The organism is Mycolicibacterium aubagnense (assembly GCF_010730955.1).
GTDB lineage: Bacteria > Actinomycetota > Actinomycetes > Mycobacteriales > Mycobacteriaceae > Mycobacterium > Mycobacterium aubagnense.
This window is the reverse complement of the sequence record NZ_AP022577.1, coordinates 4,786,488-4,805,773: the sequence shown is the minus strand read 5'-3', so window position 1 is coordinate 4,805,773 and position 19,286 is coordinate 4,786,488. Positions and strand designations below refer to the sequence as shown.

Sequence of the window (19,286 nt, the reverse complement as noted above, 5' to 3'; positions counted from 1 at the left end):
CAGTACGGTGAGCTCTGTGACCGCCGCGTTGCTGACCGACAAATACGAGCTCACCATGCTCGCTGCTGCCCTGCGCGACAGCACGGCACACCGCCGCGCGTCGTTCGAGGTGTTTGCCAGGCGGCTGCCCTTCGGACGCCGATATGGGGTGGTCGCCGGCACCGCGCGGTTCCTCTCCGCGCTCGCCGACTTCCGATTCGACGACGCGGCGCTGGCCTCTCTGGACTTTCTCGACGACGAGACGCTCCGCTGGCTGGCCGACTACGAGTTCCGCGGCGACATCGACGGCTACTCCGAGGGCGAGCTGTACTTCCCCGATTCGCCGGTGCTGTCGATTCACGGCACGTTCGCCGAGTGCGTCATCCTCGAGACGCTCGTGCTGTCGATCTTCAATCACGACACCGCCATCGCGTCGGCGGCCGCCCGCATGGTCAGCGCCTCGACCGGCCGGCCGCTGATCGAGATGGGATCGCGGCGCACCCACGAGCACGCCGCGGTCGCCGCGGCCCGGGCGGCGTACATCGCCGGGTTCTTCGCGTCCTCGAACTTGGAGGCACAGCGGACCTACGGCGTCCCCGCACTGGGCACCAGCGCACACGCCTTCACCCTGGTGCACACCGCGCCGAGCGGCCCCGACGAGGTTGCCGCGTTCCGCGCCCAGGTCGATGCGCTGGGCGTCGGGACGACGCTGCTGGTCGACACCTACGACATCACCCAGGGCGTGGCCAACGCCGTCGCGGTGGCCGGGCCCGAGCTCGGTGCCGTCCGCATCGACTCGGGAGACCTCGGCGTCATGGCACGCCAGGTCCGCGACCAACTCGACTCGCTGGGCGCTCGCGTCACCAAGATCGTCGTGTCCGGTGACCTCGACGAGTACTCGATCGCCGGCCTGGCCGCCGCGCCGGTCGATGTCTATGGCGTCGGCACGTCGGTCGTCACCGGCTCCGGTGCGCCGACCGCGTCGATGGTCTACAAGCTGGTCGAGGTCGACGGCCGACCCGTGGCAAAACGCAGCACGCACAAGGAATCTCACGGTGGACGCAAAGCTGCCCTCCGCCTGGCCAAGCCGTCCGGAACCGTCATTGAAGAGGTGGTGTACCCGGCCGATTCGGCCCCATCCGACGGCGGGCGAGTCCTGACGGTGCCGCTCATGCGGTCGGGCTCCGTCGTGTGCGACTCGTCGCTCGCCGATGCCCGCGCGCGCGTCGCCGCCGGACTTCGCAGCCTGCCGTGGGACGGCCTCAAACTCTCGCGCGGTGAGCCCGCCATCCCGACCCGACTGGTGAGTGCATGAGCCGCAAGTCCAGCACCACTGATGTGTCCGCACTGCTGTCCATCGCGGTATCCGCCCTCGGCGGCGCCGAACGCAGCGGCCAGATCGAGATGGCCGAAGCCGTCGGCCATGCCTTCGACAACGGTGAGCACCTGGCAGTTCAGGCCGGCACCGGCACCGGCAAGTCGTTGGCGTACCTGGTGCCGTCCATCGCGCATGCCGTCGCGTCGAATCAGCCCGTGGTGGTGTCGACCGCGACCATCGCGCTGCAGCGTCAGCTGGTGGACCGCGACCTGCCCCGCTTGGCCGACGCGCTGGCCCCGCACCTGCCGCGCCGTCCCGAGTTCGCGCTGCTCAAGGGCCGCGGAAATTACTTGTGCCTGAACAAGGTTCACAGCGGAGCCTCTGCCGAAGAGGATCTCCCGCAAGAAGAACTGTTCAACCCTGTGGCCGCGTCGGCGTTGGGCCGTGACGTCAAGCGACTCATCGAATGGTCGTCGGACACCGAGAGCGGTGACCGCGACGAGGTGGTGCCGGGCGTCCTGGACCGAGCCTGGTCGCAGGTCAGTGTCGGCGCCCGGGAGTGCATCGGCGCGACTCGATGCCCTTACGGCACAGACTGTTTCGCCGAGAAGGCCCGCGCCAAGGCGGGTGCGGTCGACGTCATCGTCACCAACCACGCGCTGCTGGCCATCGATGCCATCTCCGAGGTCAACGTCCTGCCCGAACACCAACTACTGGTGGTCGACGAGGCCCACGAACTGGTCGACCGCGTGACGAGCGTGGCCACCGGCGAGCTCTCCGCAACGTCCATGGCCGTGGCACTCCGACGCGCCGCTCGATTGGTGGAACCTGAACTGGCAGAACGCCTCGAGGCCTCCATCGCCACGCTGGGGTCGACCATCCACGACATGGAACCCGGGCGCATCGACGTGCTCGACGACGAGCTCGCCACCTACTTGACAGTGGTCCGCGACTCGACGGACAAGGTCAAGATGGCGATCGATACGGCGCCGTCGGACCCCACCGCCGCCGCGGCCCGTAGCGAGGCCGTCACGGCGCTGACCGACCTGAGCGATACCGCGTCCCGCATCATCGACTCGTTCGTACCGGCCATCCCCGACCGCTATGACGTGGTGTGGCTGGATCGCGAAGAGTCCAGGGGCTCAGTGCGATACATCCTGCGAGTGGCTCCGCTCTCGGTGGCCGGGCTGCTACGTGGCCGACTGTTCGGCGAGGTGACCGCGGTGCTGACCTCGGCGACACTGACCATCGGCGGGCGCTTCGAGTCGATGGCGCGGGCGTGGGGGTTGTCAGTGCCCTCAGAAGAGGGTGCCTCCACCTCGCCCGCTCCGAAGTGGAAGGGCATGGACGTGGGATCGCCCTTCTCCCATGCCAAGTCGGGGATTCTGTACGTCGCGAAGCACCTGCCGCCGCCGGGACGCGACGCCGCCCCACCGGAACAGCTCGACGAGATATACGAACTGATCACCGCCGCCGGCGGACGCACGCTGGGCCTGTTCTCGTCGATGCGCGCCGCCAAGACCGCCGCCGAGATCATGCGCGAACGGCTCGACACCCCCGTGCTGTGCCAGGGCGAGGACTCGACTTCAACGCTGGTGCGCCGCTTCACCGAAGACGCCGAGACGTCGCTGTTCGGCACGCTGTCGCTGTGGCAGGGCGTCGACGTGCCTGGACCGTCGCTGTCACTGGTGATCATCGACCGAATTCCGTTCCCCCGCCCCGACGATCCGCTGCTGACCGCGCGTCAGCGGGCCATCGCCGCACGCGGCGGCAACGGCTTCATGGCGGTGGCGGCATCGCACGCCGCACTGCTGTTGGCGCAGGGTGCCGGACGCCTGCTGCGCAGCGTCAACGACCGTGGCGTCATCGCCATCTTGGACTCCCGCATGGCGACGGCGCGCTACGGCGGGTTCCTGCAGTCGTCGCTGCCGCCCTACTGGTCGACGACGGACCCGGTTCGGGTGCGCAGCGCACTGGAGCGGCTGGCCGCATCCAGCTGACGAATACCGCGGTCCTCGCGTCCACCGTCCTCGCGCCCACCGTCCTCGTGCCCGCAGTCCTCGCGTCCGCAGTCCTCGCGCCCGCAGTCCTCGCGCCCGCGGCCCACGGGAGCTCCTTCCCCACCACTTCGCGCCAGGACCTGTCAGCCGAGGCTGACATTGTCAGCATGTGTTGACGATGTCAGCACATGCTGACGGGTCTGGATCGCACACGTTGCAGACAGCGGCGACACGCCCGATGTCGGTCACATCCCGCGCAGCCGCCCGACATGGTTGCGCTGCAATTCGGTTGCGCGCGTGAGGAACTCGGTGATCAGCTCCAGCTGTTCAGCGCTGTAACGGCTCAGCAGGGTGCGCTTCCCCCCGGCCACCAGCGGGCCGATGAGTTCGAAGGCACGCTCGCGCGCGGTAGTGGTGGCGTGGACCAGCAGTTTGCGCCGATCACTGGGGTGCGCTGAGCGCATCACATAACCGACCTTCTCCAAGCGGTCGAGCATCGTCGTGGCGCTGCCGGTGGTGAGGCCCAGGCGATCAGCCAACTCCCGCGGTGTCAGGCCATCGGGCGTTTCCTGGATCAGAATTTCCAGGCAGCGAGCATCTGTCGCGTTGATGCCGAGCAGCCGCGCGACCTCGCGATCGAAGTCGTCGACCGCCGCCTGATAGGCCTGCACCGCTGCTCCCAAGCGGTCGGCCACGGAATTTTCGCTTGACAATCGAGCGATCCACCTTCCATTCTACTGCTTGATGATCAAGCTATCCGATTGTCGAGCCATCTGGCGACATAGCGAGGAACACGCATGACCGAAGCACTCATCATCGGCGCCGGGGTGGCCGGCCCGGTCCTGGCCATCGCGCTGCAGCGCGTGGGTATCGACGCCCACGTCTTCGAACGCTCACCGTCCGGCGCCGACCTCCGCGGCGCCTGGCTGAACTTTCAGGCCAACGGTATGGATGCGCTGCGGGCCGTCGATGCGGCCGGACCGCTCGAGAACCTGGGCTACCCGAACGACGCCATCAGCTTCATCACCGGCAGCGGCAAGGAGCTGGGTCGAATCCCCATGGCCGCACGGCGCCCGGACGGCCAGCCATCGGTCATGATGCGTCGCGCCGACCTCTACCGCGAACTCAATGCGCTGGCCACCGAACGCGGTGTCCACTACAGCTATGGCAAGGAATTCGTCACCGCGACAACGACTTCCGGCGGCAGGGTCCACGCACAGTTCGCCGACGGCAGTATCGCGACCGGTGATCTGCTGGTCGGCTGCGACGGTATCCATTCCGCGGTACGCCGGGTCATCGACCCGCACGCCCGCGCGCCCCGCTACGTGCCGGTACTCAACGTCGGCGGTTACATCCCGAACTTCACCGTCGATGTGCCGCCACGCGAATTCCGGATGCAGTTCGGCGCGCGGTGCTTCTTCGCCTGGTTTCCGACCCCGGACGGTGGCACCGTCTGGTTCGCCAACCCACCGATGGCCCGCGAACCCGAACGTGGGGTGTTGTCCGACATGACCGACGCCGACTGGCGAAACTGGCTGCACCAGTTGATGTCCGGCGATGCCGGGCCCGCGCACGACATCATCGACGCCGCGCCTGGCCCGATGATCGGGTGGGCCACCTACGACCTGCCAGTGGTGAAGCACTGGCACAATCGGCGCAACCAGATCATCATCGGCGACGCGGCCCATGCCACCGCACCATCGGCAGGCCAAGGCGCGTCGATGTCCGTCGAGGACGCCGTGATTCTCGCGCAGTGCTTGCGTGATTGCCCTGCCATCCCAACGGCATTCACGACATTCGAATCGTTGCGCCGCCGCCGGGTGGAGAAGATCGTCCATCACGGACACCGGTCGGCCAACAGCAAGGCCGCAGGCCCGGTGGGGCGGTTCCTTCGTGAACTGATTCTGCCAGTGGTCTTCCGGCAGGCCGCGAAAGACGATGGCCGCTCGATGATGTGGCTGCAGGGCCACCACATCGACTTCGACAGCACCGTCCAGCCGGTGCCCGCCTAGCTACACCGGCAGCCGCACCACGAACCCAGACTCCAGCGCCACCCACAGCGCGCCATCACGATCGACGGCCAACCCGTGCGGCTCGCTGCCCGGCGGCAGATCGAATGTCGAGACCTCGCCATCGGCGGTGACCCGGGCGATGGCGTCTGCGCCCCACAAACTCACCCATACGCCATCGGCCGCATCGGCGACCACTGCGTGCGGCTTGCCCGGCAGGTCCAATTCCTGGATGGCGTCGTTCAGCGGGATGCGGCCCAACTTGTCCGCACCAATTGCCGTGAACCACACGGCATCGTCGTGGGTGGCGCAGATACCGACCGGACCTGCCGACGGTGTCGGAGTCGGCCGGACCGACAGTTTGCCGTCCACCGTCAGTCGCCCGATGGCGGACTTCTGATTCAGCGTGAACCAGAGTGCGCCGTCACCGCCGGCGGTGATCATCGACGGCATCCCACCGGGCGCGGCGACCTGCTCCACCACGCCATCAGCACCGACGCGACCGACGGTCCCGGCGTCCATGGCGGTGAACCAGACGGCGTCGTCGAGTCCGACCGTGATGCCGAATGGCGCACTGCCCCAATCTAATTCGGTAAACGTCAGGGCACCGTCACCGCTGATCCGGCCCAGCCGGTGGGTACCGGCACAGGTGAACCACATCGCTCCGTCAGGACCTGCGCAGATCTGCATCGGCCGGCTGTCCGCGCCGACCTCGAACAGCCGTACCTCACCGCGAGCGTCAACCCTGGCCACCGAACCTGCCCTCACCGACGTCACCCACATCGCGCCGTCCGGGCCGGCCGCCAGCGCGTACGGTCCACCATCGACCGCAACAGTCAGTGCACTCACGCCAGCGTGACCAGCCCGAGCTCGTTGTCGGCGGCCAGCAATGCGTTGTGCGGCAGCACCCGAACGGTGTACCCGACGGGCCCGGCCACCGGCAGCGGCGTGGTCGCCGAGAAGATTTCGACGCCGCCCTCGCCGGAAGTCGTGTGCGTCATGGGCACCGTCACCGGGTCCACCAGCTGGTCGCCGGTGTCGACCCGCCCCAGAACCGCTTGCACCACAACTTCATCGGTGCGCAGACCAGCCAGCTGCACCTTGGCGGTCAGCGACAACTCCGAACCCAGCAGCGGCGTGTCGGGCAGCCCGTAGCTGTCGACGTCGGTGATCTGAATCTTCGGCCAGGTCTCGGTCACCCGCTGGCGGTAGGCGGCCAGCGATCGGGCCGCACCGAACGGCACGCCGTCGATCGGCTCCACGGTGCGCCGGAACGACTGTGCCGCAGGGGCGTAATACTTCTCGGTGTAGTCGCGCACCATGCGCGACGCCAGCACCTTGGGCCCGAGCGACTGCAGCGTGTGCCGCACCATTTCGACCCACCGCATCGGCACGCCATGTTCGTTGCGCTCGTAGAATTTCGGCGCCACCGAGTTCTGCATCAGGTCGTACAGCGCGGCGGCTTCGAGGTCGTCACGGCGGGCCTCGTCGGTGACACCGTCGGCAGTCGGGATTTCCCAACCGTTTTCGCCGTCGTACCACTCGTCCCACCAGCCGTCGCGGATCGAGAGGTTCAGCCCGCCGTTGAGCGCGCTCTTCATCCCCGACGTGCCACAGGCTTCCAGCGGACGCAACGGGTTGTTGAGCCACACATCGCAGCCCCAGTACAACAGGCGGGCCATCGACATGTCGTAATCCGGCAGGAACGCGATCCGGTGACGCACCTCGGGCCGGTCGGCGAACTTCACCACCTGCTGGATCAGCGCCTTGCCGCCATCGTCGGCCGGATGCGACTTGCCCGCGACGATCAGCTGCACCGGCCGCGACTCGTCGAGCAGCAGCCGTTCCAGTCGTTCCGGGTCGCGCAGCATCAGCGTCAACCGCTTGTACGTGGGCACCCGACGGGCGAAGCCGATGGTCAGCACAGATGGATCGAAAGCCGTTGCGATCCAGCCGAGTTCAGCCTCGGTGGCGCCACGCTCGAGCCAGGAACGCCGCAGCCGGGCCCGCACATCGGCGACGAGCATCTCGCGCAGCTGGGACCGGATCCACCACAGATGACCGGGGTCGACGTCGTGCAGCCGCTGCCACAGCTGCGGCTCCCCCGCCGCCTGGTCGACAGCCGTCATCCCTTTGACGCCGACCAGCTCGCGGCCCAACTCCAGCCATTGCGGCGCCGCCCAGGTGGGCGCGTGTACGCCGTTGGTAATTGACCCGATCGGCACCTCGGCCTGGTCGAAGCCCGGCCACAGTTCGTTGAACATGCCTCGGCTCACCCGGCCGTGCAGCAGCGACACCCCGTTGGCACGCTGTGCGAGCCGTAAACCCATGTGCGCCATGTTGAATTTGTCGGGATCGTCCTCGGCGCCGAACGCGACCACGCGGTACAGCGGCACCTCGGGTAGCAGCGGCGCAGCGACGGTGTCGTCGAAGTAGCGCCGCACCATCTCCACCGGGAACCGGTCGATACCGGCCGGCACCGGGGTGTGGGTCGTGAAGACTGTCGAAGACCGGACCACCGTCAGCGCGGTCTCGAAGTCCAGCCCTGAGCCGCTGATGTACTCCCGAATACGTTCCACGCCAAGGAAGCCCGCGTGGCCTTCGTTCATGTGGTAAACCTCGGGCGCTTCGAGGCCCTCGATCTCGGTGAACGCCCGGATGGCGCGGATGCCACCGATGCCGGCGAGCAGCTCCTGCTTCATCCGGTGTTCCTGGTCGCCGCCGTAGAGCCGATCGGTCACCGAACGCAGTTCGTGCTCGTTCTCGGGGATGTCAGAGTCGAGCAGCAGCAACGGAACTCGCCCGACCTGCGCCACCCACACCCGCGCCCGCAACACCTGCGACTCCGGCAGATTCAGCGACACCAGGGTCGGCTGTCCGTCCGCGCCCGTCAACAGCCGCAGCGGCAGACCCTGAGGGTCCAACGACGGGTAGTTCTCATGCTGCCAGCCGTCGGCGGTCAGCGACTGCTTGAAATAGCCGGACCGGTAGTACAGCCCGACCGCGATCAGCGGGAGACCGAGATCCGACGCCGACTTGAGGTGATCGCCCGCGAGGATGCCGAGGCCACCGGAATAGTTGGGCAGGACCTCAGAGACTCCGAACTCCATGGAGAAATACGCGATGCCTCTCGGCATGGCGGGCCCGCCGTCCTCGGCGTGGTCGGCCTGCTCCTGGTACCACAGCGGCCGGTTCAGATAGTTGTCCAGATCGCTGGCGCGGTGGTTCACCCGGCCGACGAAGTCGTCGTCGGCCGCCAATTCGTCGAGCCGCGCCGGGCTGACCGCACCGAGCAACGCCACCGGGTCGGCACCGACCTGTTCCCACAGCGCCGGATCGATCTCCGCGAACAGCTCCTGAGTGGGCGTGTGCCAGGACCAGCGCAGGTTGATGGACAGCCGCTCCAGAGCGGCGAGGCGTTCGGGCAGGTGGGCACGGACGGTGAACCGGCGGAGGGCTTTCACACAGAAGAACCTTACTGACATTTCGAGTTCATGCAGCGTCAGTTCGACGTCAGCTCGATGCCGATCGAACTGCTCACTGCCCCTCTGGTGTCATCGACTACTACGGTGGGTATCAGAGCACGGGCGGGCCATTGAGGCCACTACGGCACGTAGTGGCCGGTGCCCGGGTAAGGAGTGGTTTGGGTGGCCGGTCGGATCGAGATCGACGACGTCGCACCAGTGGTGTCCGCAGGCCGATATCCCGCCAAGGCCGTGGTCGGCGAAGTGGTTCCGATCAGCGCGACCGTGTGGCGCGAAGGTCACGACGCCGTCGCCGCAACGCTGGTGGTGCGCTACCACGGCCCCGTCTACCCGCAGCTCGCTGAAACCCCACCCGGTGCAACAGCCGTGCCGACTCCGCCGCGCGCGAAAATCAAGCCAACCCGGCTGCCCATGGCGCAGGGCGTCACGCCCGACGTCTTCCACGGCCAGTTCACGCCTGACGAGGTCGGGCTGTGGACCTTCCGGGTCGACGGTTGGGGCGACCCGATCGCGACGTGGCGACACGCCATCAAGGCCAAGCTCGAGGCGGGCCAGAGCGAGGCCGAGTTGTCCAATGACCTGCTGGTCGGGGCGACCCTCCTGGAACGTGCCGCGACGGCCGTCCCCCAGGACGACCGCACGCCGCTGCTCGCGGCCGCGAGGCGGCTCCGGGAACCGGGCGACCCGTATGTCCGAGCCGCGGCAGCGTTGGCGTCCGACGTCACGGATCTGCTGCGCAAGTACCCGCTCCGTGAATTGGTCACTCGGGGAGAGCAATACGGCATCTGGGTCGACCGTCCACGGGCCCGGTTCAGCTCCTGGTACGAGCTGTTCCCCCGGTCCACCGGCGGCTGGGACTCCGACGGCCGGCCGGTGCACGGCACGTTCTCCACGACCGCCAAGGCCATTCCGCGGGTCGCCGCAATGGGTTTCGACGTCCTGTACCTGCCGCCGGTGCATCCGATCGGCAAGGTGCACCGCAAGGGCCCGAACAACAACGTGACGGCCACCCCGGGCGACGTCGGTTCTCCGTGGGCGATCGGCAGCGACGAGGGCGGGCACGACGCGGTGCACCCGGACCTGGGGACCATCGCCGAGTTCGACGACATGGTCGCCACCGCCCGCGACAACGGCCTTGAGGTGGCGCTCGACCTGGCGCTGCAGTGCGCACCCGATCACCCGTGGGCCAAGGAGCACCCGGAGTGGTTCACGGTATTGCCCGACGGCACCATCGCGTACGCGGAGAATCCGCCGAAGAAGTACCAGGACATCTACCCGCTGAACTTCGACAACGACCCGGCCGGCCTGTACGACGAGGTGCTGCGCGTGGTCACGTTCTGGATGTCGCACGGCGTGACGATCTTCCGGGTCGACAATCCGCACACCAAGCCGGCGAACTTCTGGGCCTGGCTCATCGCCCAGGCCAAGAACATCGACCCCGACGTCTTGTTCCTGTCCGAGGCGTTCACCCGGCCGGCCCGACTCTACGGCCTCGCGAAACTCGGCTTCACCCAGTCGTATACGTATTTCACGTGGCGTAACTACAAGTGGGAGATCACCGAATTCGGCCAGCAGATCGCCGAGTACGCCGACTTCTACCGGCCCAACCTGTTCGTCAACACCCCCGACATCCTGCATGCCAGCCTGCAGCACGGCGGTCCGGGCATGTTCGCGATCCGTGCGGTGCTGGCGGCCACGCTGAGCTCGTCCTGGGGCGTCTACTCCGGCTACGAGTTGTTCGAGCACCAGGCGGTGCGCGAGGGCAGCGAGGAGTACCTGGACTCGGAGAAGTACCAGTTGCGGCCACGGGATTTCGAGGCGGCGCTTGCCGGCGGCCGGTCCCTGGAGCCGCTGCTGACCCGGCTCAACGAGATTCGGCGCGTGCATCCGGCGCTCAGCCAATTACGGACCATCAAGTTCCATCACGTCGACAACGACTCGATGTTGGCGTACAGCAAGTTCGACCCCGTTACCGGCGACACCGTCCTTGTGGTGTTGACGCTCAACGCATTCGGCCCCGAGCAGGCAACGCTGTGGCTGGACATGGGCGCCCTCGGCATGGCGGACCACGACCGGTTCTGGGTGCGAGACGAGATCACCGGTGAGGAATATCAATGGGGCGCAGGGAATTACGTGCGACTGGACCCGGACAAAGCAGTAGCCCACGTACTGAACATGCCGCAAATCCCGTACGACAAAAGGCTGAGTCTCCTGCGGAGGCAACCGTGACGAGCCACCTCCACCCACCCGCCGCCGAGCTGGCCCGACTGCTGGCCGGCGAACACCACGACCCGCATTCGATCCTGGGCGCGCACGAATACGGCAAGCGCACCGTCATCCGGGCGCTGCATCCGCACGCCATCGGGGTCACCGCGCTGATCGGCAAGAAGCGCTACCCGATGGAGGCCATCGCGGATGGCGTGTTCGCCGTCCAGGTGCCGTTCAACAAGCTCGCCGACTACCGCTTCGAAGTCGAATACCCGGGCGATGTCGTATACACCACGGCCGACCCCTACCGCTTCCTCCCGACGCTCGGCGACATGGACCTGCACCTGCTGGCCGAGGGCCGGCACGAACGGTTGTGGGAAATCCTTGGCGCCCAACCCCGTTCGTTCACGACACCGGACGGCGTGGTTGACGGCTTCTCGTTCGCGGTGTGGGCGCCCAACGCCAAGGGCGTCAACCTGATCGGCGACTTCAACCACTGGGACGGCAGCGAGGCACCGATGCGAGCCCTGGGCTCGTCCGGGGTGTGGGAGCTGTTCTGGCCCGGCTTCGAAGCCGGCAGTCTGTACAAGTTCCGCATCCGCGCCGGCAATGGATCAGTCAGCGATCGCGCCGACCCGATGGCCTTCAGCACCGAAGTGCCGCCCCTGACGGCGTCGAAAACCTTTGTCAGCGACTACGTCTGGAACGACGACGGGTGGATGACCGCCCGCGCCGAGCTGAACCCGGTATTCGAGCCCATGAGCACCTACGAGGTGCATCTCATGTCCTGGCGCCCCGGGCTCAGCTACCGGGAACTGGCCGTCGAACTCACCGAATACGTGGTGGCGCAGGGCTTCACACACGTCGAGCTCCTGCCCGTGGCCGAGCATCCCTACGGCGGCTCCTGGGGTTACCAGGTGACGTCGTACTATGCGCCGACGTCGCGGCTCGGCACACCCGACGACTTCCGGTATCTGGTCGACACGCTGCACCAGGCCGGCATCGGCGTGATCGTCGACTGGGTGCCCGCCCACTTCCCCAAGGACTCGTGGGCGCTGGGCCGCTTCGACGGCACGCCGCTGTACGAGCACGCCGACCCCCGCCGCGGCGAGCAACTCGATTGGGGCACCTACGTTTTCGACTTCGGACGGAACGAAGTCCGCAACTTCCTGGTGGCCAACGCGCTGTACTGGCTCGAGGAGTTCCACGTCGACGGCCTGCGCGTCGACGCCGTCGCCTCCATGTTGTACCTCGACTACTCCCGCCCCGACGGCGGCTGGACGCCCAACATCTACGGCGGCCGGGAGAATCTGGAAGCAGTACAGTTCCTGCAGGAGATGAACGCCACCGTCCACAAACTGGCCCCCGGCATCGTCACCGTCGCCGAGGAATCCACTTCATGGCCTGGCGTCACCCGCCCGACAAACCTTGGCGGCCTTGGCTTCTCGATGAAGTGGAACATGGGGTGGATGAACGACACCCTGGACTACATCAGCCATAACCCGGTGCATCGCAGCTATCACCACCACGAGATGACGTTCTCGATGCTGTACGCCTACAGCGAGAACTATGTGCTGCCGATCAGCCACGACGAAGTCGTGCACGGCAAGGGCACGCTGTGGACCCGGATGCCCGGCGACGATCACGCCAAGGCCGCCGGCCTCCGTCAGCTCTTGGCTTACCAATGGGCACACCCGGGCAAGCAATTACTGTTCATGGGACAGGAATTCGGCCAGCGCGCCGAGTGGTCCGAGGAACGGGGACTGGACTGGTTCCAGCTCGGCGAGCACAGCTTCTCCACCGGGGTGCAGCAGTTGGTCCGCGACATCAACGGCATCTACCGCGACAACCGCGCGTTGTGGTCCCGCGACAGCAATCCCGAGGGCTACTCGTGGATCGACGCCAACGACTCGAACAACAACGTGCTGAGCTTCCTGCGGTTCGGCGACGACGGGTCGGCCATCGCCTGCGTCTTCAACTTCTCCGGCAGCGAGCACTCGCAGTACCGCCTGGGCCTGCCGCACACCGGGACCTGGCATGAACTGCTGAACACCGACGCGACCGTCTACAACGGTGCGGGCGCAGGCAACATGGGCGCGGTGGAGGCCACCGACGAGCCCTGGCACGGCCGGCCGGCCTCCGCTGTCCTGGTGCTCCCACCGCTGTCAGCGCTCTGGCTCAAGCCCGCCGAGTAGGTTCTCCGCAGGCCGAGGGGCGCCTCAGTAGAGGGCGTTGGCGAGATTGCGCCGGCCCGCGATGACCTGAGGGTCGGCCGGGTCGAACAGCTCGAACAACTCGATGAGCCGGGTACGCACGCGGGTCCGGTCGTCGCCCGAGGTCTTCTTGATGAGCGCGATCAGCCGGTTGAACGCACCGTCGACATCGCGCTGGAAGAGCTGCACATCGGCGGCCGCGAAGGCCAGATCGATGTCATCGGGCGATGCGTCGGCGAGACGCACGGCTTCCGGGCGCTGCGCGGACGCGCGCTGCAGGAACGCGATCTGCTGCACGGCACCCTTGGCCTCCACGTGCGCCGGGTCGGCGTCGAGGATCGCCTGGTACGCGGCCAAGGCGCCGTCGAAGTCTCCGCTGTCCAGGAACTCGCGGGCCTGTGCGAGCGCGGGGTCGACCTGCTCCTCCTCGCCCTCGGCGCCGCCACCGAGCTTGCCGGCGGTCGCCTGCAGCAGCGAGTCCACCCAGCGTCGCAGCTGATCTGCCGGCTGGCCGCCCTCGAAGCTCGTGATCGGCTGTCCCCCGGCCAACGCCACGACCGTCGGTACGCCCTGGATGCCGAACATCTGCGCAATACGCGGTGCGGTGTCGACGTTGACCGTGCCGAACGACCACTTGCCACCGTCCTCGGCAGCCAGCGCGGACAGCGTCTGCCCCAGCTGGACGCTCGAGTCGCTGCGCGGCGACCACAACAGCACCACGACGGGCACCTCGCCGGAGCGGATCAGCACCTCGGCTTCGAGATTGGCCTCGGTGATCTCGATGCCACCGGGCGCGCCACCGGCAGCGGCAGCACCTTCGGCGGGACGGTTCTTGAGCGCGGAGAGGTCCACCGCGCCAGCCAGCGCGGGACCGATAGGACGCGGACGAGTCACGCTGTCCAGTCTGTCACGCGACGGCCGACGTCTCCGGTTCGGCCTCGGCCGCAGCAGCACCGACGGCCAGCGCGCCGTGCCGTTCGGCCCAACGCAGGAAGATCACACTGGCCAGCGGCACGATGCTGGCCAGCGCCGCCGACACCCAGGTGACCGGTGACCAGCGGGCGGCCCGGCCGACGACCAGTCCGGTGGCCAGGAATCCCAGGAACACCACGCCATGGACCATGCCGAAGATGTGCACGCCGATCTCGGTCCGAGGCGTGCCGAGGTACTTGAAGTACATGCCGACCAGCAGACCGATCCAGCTGAAGGCCTCGGCCATCGCGATCAGACGAAACCAGCCCGCCACCCGGGACACCACAGCGCTCATGGCGCCATTGTGCCCGAGTGACGGACTGACTACTACGAGGCGTAGTTCACACTTCGCCGCGGCCTCCGAAATCAGGGACGACGCAGGATCAGGGCGTCACCCTGACCACCGGCGCCACACAGCGCCGCCACCGCGTAACCCGAACCCTTGCGAGCCAGCTCCAGCGCCGCATGCAAGGTGATCCGGGCGCCGGACATGCCGATCGGGTGGCCGATCGCGATGGCGCCACCATTGACGTTCACCTTGTCCCCGTCGACGCCCAGCTCCTTGGTCGAGGCCAGCGACACCGCCGCGAAGGCCTCGTTGATCTCGATGACGTCCAGCTGATCGACCGTGATGCCCTCACGCTCGACGGCCTTCTTGATGGCGTTCGCCGGCTGGGACTGCAGTGTTGAGTCCGGGCCGGCGACGACGCCGTGCGCGCCGATCTCGCACAGCCAGGTCAGACCCAGCGACTCGGCCTTTTCCTTGCTCATCACCACGACGGCACACGCGCCGTCCGAGATCTGCGACGACGAACCAGCGGTGATGGTGCCGTCCTTGCGGAACGCCGGCTTCAGGCCACCCAGGGACTCGGCGGTGGTGTTGCCACGGATGCCCTCGTCCTCGGAGAACTCGATCGGGTCGCCCTTGCGCTGCGGGATGGACACCGGAACGACCTCGTCAGCGAACACGCCGTCCTTCCACGCGGCCGCGGCCTTCTGGTGCGACTGCGCGGCGAACTCGTCCTGCTGGGCGCGGGTGAAGTTGTCCTGGTCGTTGCGCTGCTCGGTCAGGGCGCCCATCGGCTGGTCGGTGAACACGTCGTGCAGACCGTCGTAGGCCAGGTGGTCCAACGCGGTGATGCTGCCGTACTTGTAGCCCTCGCGGCTCTTGGGCAGCAGGTGCGGGGCCTGGCTCATGGACTCCTGGCCACCGGCCACCACGACCTCGAACTCACCGGCGCGAATCAACTGGTCAGCGAGCGCGATGGCGTCGATGCCCGACAAGCACATCTTGTTGATGGTCAGCGCCGGGACGTCCCATGGAATGCCCCCGCCGACGGCCGACTGGCGCGCGGGCATCTGGCCGGCACCGGCGGTCAGGACCTGGCCCATGATCACGTAATCGACCAGCGAGGCATCGATACCGGCCTTTGCCAGCGCACCCTTGATCGCGACAGCGCCCAGGTCGCTACCCGAGAAGTCCTTCAGCGAACCCATCAATTTGCCCACCGGAGTGCGGGCTCCGGCAACAATTACCGAGGTCGTCATTTCCATCCTCCAACAAATCTGTAACGGCTAATGTGGCCGATCACACAGGCGCAAATTCGGTCGTCTCAGGTTACCTTTACGTTATGACCACCGAACACGTCGATGCCCGTCCCGCGCTGGCCAGCGCCCTCGTGACCGCTGTTGATCACGTCGGTATCGCCGTGCCGGATCTGGACGTCGCGATTCGGTGGTACCACGACCACCTCGGCATGATCGTGCTGCACGAAGAGGTCAACGAAGACCAGGGCGTCCGCGAGGCCATGCTTTCCGTCCGCGGCGCGCCGGTCGGCAGCGCCCAGATTCAGCTGCTGGCCCCGCTCGACGAGAAGTCGACCATCGCGAAGTTCATCGACACCCGCGGCCCCGGCCTGCAGCAGCTGGCCTACCGGACCAGCGACATCGAGGCCCTGTCCGAGCGCCTGCGCGCCGACGGTGTCCGCCTGCTCTACGAAGCCCCGCGCCGCGGTACCGCCGACTCGCGCATCAACTTCATCCATCCGAAGGATGCCGGTGGCGTGCTGATCGAGCTGGTCGAGCCGGCCGCCGACGCACACTGACGCGCCGCTCGCGCTCTGGCTAGGACCACCTACGGGTCGGTCCTCTGTTTCCCCGATTCGCCCAGCACGGCGTGTGCCAATGCCGGCGGTCTTCGGCGTCGTCGACCCGTAGCACCACCACATGCGCGGTGCCCGGGCGAATTTCGTGATCGCACCCCGGGCACCGATACGTCTTGACGGCACGCGAACCGGCCACCGGACGCACCTCGTAGTCGTATCCGTCAAGCCCGGTCTCCACCCGGCGCGACGACAGCCCGAGCAGCGGCGGCGGGTCTCGCCGAGGCCGCTGCGGACGTCGCCGAGGCATCAGAACAACCGGAACTCGTCGTTGTCCATGCCGCGCATCTTGTCGTAGTCCAAAGTGACGCAACGGATTCCGCGGTCGGTAGCCAACGTGCGAGCCTGCGGCTTGATCTGCTGGGCGGCGAACACGCCGGCCACCGGCGCCAGCACACTGTCCCGGTTGAGCAGATCGAGATACCGCGTCAGCTGCTCGACGCCGTCGATCTCGCCGCGGCGCTTGATCTCCACCGCGACCGACGCACCGGTCTCGTCGCGGCACAGGAGGTCGACCGGACCGATCGGCGTGGGGTACTCGCGTCGCACCAACGTGTAGCCGACGCCCAGCAGCTCGACATGCTCGGCGAGCAACTCCTGCAGGTGCGCCTCCACACCGTCCTTGACCAAACCAGGATCGACACCGAGCTCATGGCTGGAGTCGTGCTCGATGTCCTCGACGGTGATCCGCAGCTGCTCGCCGGCCTTGTTCTCGACCACCCAGACAACGGCGGCGCCATCCACCGTGCCCGCCGCGGGCTCCTCCACGATCCAACAGGGCGGCGTCATCCAGTTCAGCGGCTTGTAGGCGCGGTCGTCGGCATGCACGCTCACCGATCCGTCCGCCTTGAACAACAGCAGGCGACGGGCTGACGGCAGATGTGCGGTCAAACGTCCGACGTAGTCAACAGTGCACTGGGCGATCACGAGACGCACCCGACCCACCTTAGGGGCACTGAATCCCCGTCCGGACTCACCCCACGAACTAGGCTGACGGCCAATGACTGCGGACCAAGCCGGAAGGACGCGCCTGGTACGGCTACGGGAAGCCATCACCCCACGTACCAGCCTGCAGGCCACACCCGAATACGGGTCGTGGATTCTGGGGCGAGTCTCCGAAACCCAACGCCGACGCCGGATTCGCATCCAACTGATCCTGACCACGTTCGTGGTCGTCGCCAACATGATCGGTGTCGGCGTCTCGATTCTCGTCGAGACGGTGCTGTTCCCGACCCCTAACGTCTTCGGGTCCGACGTGTGGTGGATCACCGCGATCGTGACACCCGCATGCATCTTGCTCGCCTTCCTCGTCGGCGTGGTGTGGGCGACCAACAGGGTGATTCAGAGCGTGCGGTGGGCCATCGAAGAACGCACTCCGACGGTCGAGGATCAGCGCAACACCTTCCGGGCGCCCGGCCAGCTCACTCGCGTATTGCTCTGCCTGTGGGGTGCCGGCGCCGCACTACTGACGACGCTCTACGCACTGCACGACGCTCAGTTCATCCCCAAACTGCTGTTGGGTGTCACGTTCCCCGGCATCGTCGTATCCACCAGCTGCTACCTCTACACCGAGTTCGCGCTGCGGCCGGTCGCCGCCGACGCCCTTCAGGCCGGGCGACCGCCCTCCCGGCTGGCACCCGGGATCATGGGCCGAACCATGGCGGTGTGGGCGTTCGGCTCGGGCGTGCCAATGCTCGGCGTACTTTTGGCCGCGGTGTTCGCGCTGACCCAAAGCACGCTCACCCCAACCCAGTTCGCCTTCGCCGTACTGGGCCTGGCGGTGTTCGCGCTGGTGTTCGGCGCGTTGTTGATGTGGATCGTGGCGTGGCTGACCACCAGCCCGATCCGGATTGTGCGACAGGCGCTGAGCCGTGTCGAGCGGGGCGACCTGACCACGGATCTCGTGGTCTTCGACGGCACCGAATTGGGCCAGCTGCAACGCGGATTCAACTCGATGGTGCACGGGCTGCGGGAACGTGAACGGGTGCGCGATCTGTTCGGCCGCCACGTCGGTCGTGAGGTCGCTGCCCTCGCCGAGCTGGAGAGACCAGAACTGGGCGGCGAAGAACGTCACGCGGCGGTGATCTTCGTCGACGTCATCGGCTCCACCCAACTGGTGACCAGTCGCCCGGCCGGCGAGGTCGTCGAGCTGCTGAACCGGTTCTTCGCCGTGATCGTCGACGAGGTGGACCGTCACCACGGGTTCGTCAACAAATTCGAGGGCGACGCGGTGCTGGCAGTGTTCGGAGCGCCGGTGTCACTGCAGTGCACCGAGGGTGACGCGCTGGCCGCCGCCCGCGCCATCGCATCGCGATTGCGAGACGAGGTGCCCGAGCTCCAAGCCGGGCTCGGCGTCGCCGCCGGGACGGTGGTGGCCGGCAATGTCGGGGCCAAGGAGCGATTCGAGTACACGGTGATCGGCGAACCGGTCAATGCGGCAGCCCGACTGTGCGAGCTCGCCAAGTCCGTGCCGGGTCATCTGGCAATCGCCGCGGACATGCTCGACGCGGTCAGCGAATCGGAAAGTGCGCACTGGGCTTTGGGCGACACCGTCACACTGCGCGGGCTGTCCGAGCCGACGCGGTTGGCCGTGCTCGCCTGAAATTCACACCTGGTTCACACAGATCCGGAGGATCATGGTGAGCATGAAGCGACATTCCGTCATGGCGGCCGCCGCCGGGGCGCTCGCCGTGTCGTTAGCGCTCGCTCCGCAGGCCACGGCCGACACTTACGACACCAGCGGTTCAGCGGCCGATGTCATCAACAATCTCCAGTCCAAGGGTTACCTCGTACACATCAACTGGACCAACGGTTTCGACACCAAACCGCTCGACGTCTGCTGGGTCACCGGCGTGAACAATCCGGGCAATTTCAAGCCCGGCGGTCCGGTGGCCGCAACCGTCTACGTCGACGTGCAATGCCCGAACCACGAGTACTGAG

16 protein-coding genes are annotated in these 19,286 nt (G+C 67.1%); 8 read left to right on the top strand and 8 right to left on the bottom strand.

All coding sequences use genetic code 11. The features are described from left to right. The first annotated feature begins 55 nt into the window (after nucleotides 1–55). Together G6N59_RS23045 and G6N59_RS23040 are read left to right on the top strand one after the other, a co-directional pair. A complete protein-coding gene (locus tag G6N59_RS23045; RefSeq protein ID WP_234884124.1) occupies nucleotides 56–1,294 on the top strand; it encodes a nicotinate phosphoribosyltransferase in 1,239 nt (412 codons plus the stop codon). Further along, nucleotides 1,291–3,297, top strand: coding sequence for an ATP-dependent DNA helicase (locus G6N59_RS23040; protein ID WP_138229160.1), 2,007 nt, complete (start codon nucleotides 1,291–1,293; stop codon nucleotides 3,295–3,297). Before G6N59_RS23045 ends, G6N59_RS23040 begins: the two co-directional genes overlap by 4 nt. Nucleotides 3,298–3,542: 245 nt before the next feature. Here G6N59_RS23040 and G6N59_RS23035 read toward each other — a convergent pair whose 3' ends face one another. Then, a complete protein-coding gene (locus G6N59_RS23035; RefSeq protein ID WP_138229159.1) occupies nucleotides 3,543–3,992 on the bottom strand; it encodes a MarR family transcriptional regulator in 450 nt (149 codons plus the stop codon). Between the two features lie 102 nt (nucleotides 3,993–4,094). On the opposite strand from G6N59_RS23035, the gene G6N59_RS23030 reads away from it, so the two are divergent. Further along, entirely contained in the window at nucleotides 4,095–5,309 is a 1,215-nt protein-coding gene (locus G6N59_RS23030) for an FAD-dependent oxidoreductase (RefSeq protein ID WP_138229158.1), read from the top strand. On the opposite strand, the gene G6N59_RS23025 is transcribed toward G6N59_RS23030, so the two are convergent. Both G6N59_RS23025 and glgP read right to left on the bottom strand, forming a co-directional pair. After that, a complete protein-coding gene (locus tag G6N59_RS23025) occupies nucleotides 5,310–6,155 on the bottom strand; it encodes a virginiamycin B lyase family protein (protein ID WP_138229157.1) in 846 nt (281 codons plus the stop codon). Next, entirely contained in the window at nucleotides 6,152–8,770 is a 2,619-nt protein-coding gene (glgP, locus tag G6N59_RS23020; RefSeq protein ID WP_138229156.1) for an alpha-glucan family phosphorylase, read from the bottom strand. Before glgP ends, G6N59_RS23025 begins: the two co-directional genes overlap by 4 nt. Nucleotides 8,771–8,953: 183 nt before the next feature. Between glgP and G6N59_RS23015 the strand changes: the two genes are divergently transcribed. After that, on the top strand, nucleotides 8,954–11,020 hold the full coding sequence (locus G6N59_RS23015; RefSeq protein WP_138229155.1) for an alpha-1,4-glucan--maltose-1-phosphate maltosyltransferase: 2,067 nt from the start codon (nucleotides 8,954–8,956) through the stop codon (nucleotides 11,018–11,020). Further along, nucleotides 11,017–13,194: a 1,4-alpha-glucan branching protein GlgB gene (glgB, locus tag G6N59_RS23010; protein WP_138229154.1), complete on the top strand. Its 2,178-nt coding sequence runs from the start codon at nucleotides 11,017–11,019 to the stop codon at nucleotides 13,192–13,194. Before G6N59_RS23015 ends, glgB begins: the two co-directional genes overlap by 4 nt. A gap of 24 nt (nucleotides 13,195–13,218) precedes the next feature. On the opposite strand, the gene G6N59_RS23005 is transcribed toward glgB, so the two are convergent. From G6N59_RS23005 to G6N59_RS22995, 3 genes are all read right to left on the bottom strand, one after another. Next, complete coding sequence (locus tag G6N59_RS23005; RefSeq protein ID WP_138229153.1) at nucleotides 13,219–14,106, bottom strand: tetratricopeptide repeat protein; 888 nt, start codon at nucleotides 14,104–14,106, stop codon at nucleotides 13,219–13,221. Nucleotides 14,107–14,119: 13 nt separating this feature from the next. Beyond that, entirely contained in the window at nucleotides 14,120–14,479 is a 360-nt protein-coding gene (locus G6N59_RS23000; protein ID WP_138229152.1) for a DUF3817 domain-containing protein, read from the bottom strand. A 71-nt stretch (nucleotides 14,480–14,550) separates the two neighbouring features. Then, nucleotides 14,551–15,732, bottom strand: a complete 1,182-nt coding sequence (locus G6N59_RS22995) for an acetyl-CoA C-acetyltransferase (RefSeq protein ID WP_138229151.1) — start codon at nucleotides 15,730–15,732, stop codon at nucleotides 14,551–14,553. An 83-nt stretch (nucleotides 15,733–15,815) separates the two neighbouring features. Here G6N59_RS22995 and mce point away from each other — a divergent pair, with 83 nt between their 5' ends. Further along, nucleotides 15,816–16,289 carry a methylmalonyl-CoA epimerase gene (mce, locus tag G6N59_RS22990; protein ID WP_138229150.1) on the top strand — a complete coding sequence of 158 codons (474 nt, stop codon included), beginning with the start codon at nucleotides 15,816–15,818 and terminating at the stop codon, nucleotides 16,287–16,289. Nucleotides 16,290–16,308: 19 nt separating this feature from the next. Here the strand turns inward: mce and G6N59_RS22985 are convergent, their stop codons facing one another. Further along, nucleotides 16,309–16,596 carry an Rv1322 family protein gene (locus G6N59_RS22985; RefSeq protein ID WP_138229149.1) on the bottom strand — a complete coding sequence of 96 codons (288 nt, stop codon included), beginning with the start codon at nucleotides 16,594–16,596 and terminating at the stop codon, nucleotides 16,309–16,311. Continuing rightward, nucleotides 16,596–17,282, bottom strand: a complete 687-nt coding sequence (gene nucS / locus G6N59_RS22980; RefSeq protein WP_138229148.1) for an endonuclease NucS — start codon at nucleotides 17,280–17,282, stop codon at nucleotides 16,596–16,598. Before nucS ends, G6N59_RS22985 begins: the two co-directional genes overlap by 1 nt. Nucleotides 17,283–17,346: 64 nt before the next feature. On the opposite strand from nucS, the gene G6N59_RS22975 reads away from it, so the two are divergent. Further along, nucleotides 17,347–18,948 carry an adenylate/guanylate cyclase domain-containing protein gene (locus G6N59_RS22975; protein WP_138229147.1) on the top strand — a complete coding sequence of 534 codons (1,602 nt, stop codon included), beginning with the start codon at nucleotides 17,347–17,349 and terminating at the stop codon, nucleotides 18,946–18,948. Between the two features lie 43 nt (nucleotides 18,949–18,991). After that, entirely contained in the window at nucleotides 18,992–19,285 is a 294-nt protein-coding gene (locus G6N59_RS22970; protein WP_138229146.1) for a hypothetical protein, read from the top strand. Nucleotide 19,286: the final 1 nt, after the last annotated feature.

Bases quoted from the DNA above. Each gene is read 5' to 3' on its own strand.
- G6N59_RS23045 (WP_234884124.1), top strand. From the start codon at position 56: ATGCTCGCTGCTGCCCTGCGCGACAGCACGGCACACCGCCGCGCGTCG.
- G6N59_RS23040 (WP_138229160.1), top strand. From the start codon at position 1,291: ATGAGCCGCAAGTCCAGCACCACTGATGTGTCCGCACTGCTGTCCATC.
- G6N59_RS23030 (WP_138229158.1), top strand. From the start codon at position 4,095: ATGACCGAAGCACTCATCATCGGCGCCGGGGTGGCCGGCCCGGTCCTG.
- G6N59_RS23000 (WP_138229152.1), bottom strand. From the start codon at position 14,479: ATGAGCGCTGTGGTGTCCCGGGTGGCGGGCTGGTTTCGTCTGATCGCG.
- G6N59_RS22995 (WP_138229151.1), bottom strand. From the start codon at position 15,732: ATGACGACCTCGGTAATTGTTGCCGGAGCCCGCACTCCGGTGGGCAAA.
- mce (WP_138229150.1), top strand. From the start codon at position 15,816: ATGACCACCGAACACGTCGATGCCCGTCCCGCGCTGGCCAGCGCCCTC.
- G6N59_RS22985 (WP_138229149.1), bottom strand. From the start codon at position 16,596: ATGCCTCGGCGACGTCCGCAGCGGCCTCGGCGAGACCCGCCGCCGCTG.
- G6N59_RS22975 (WP_138229147.1), top strand. From the start codon at position 17,347: ATGACTGCGGACCAAGCCGGAAGGACGCGCCTGGTACGGCTACGGGAA.
- G6N59_RS22970 (WP_138229146.1), top strand. From the start codon at position 18,992: ATGAAGCGACATTCCGTCATGGCGGCCGCCGCCGGGGCGCTCGCCGTG.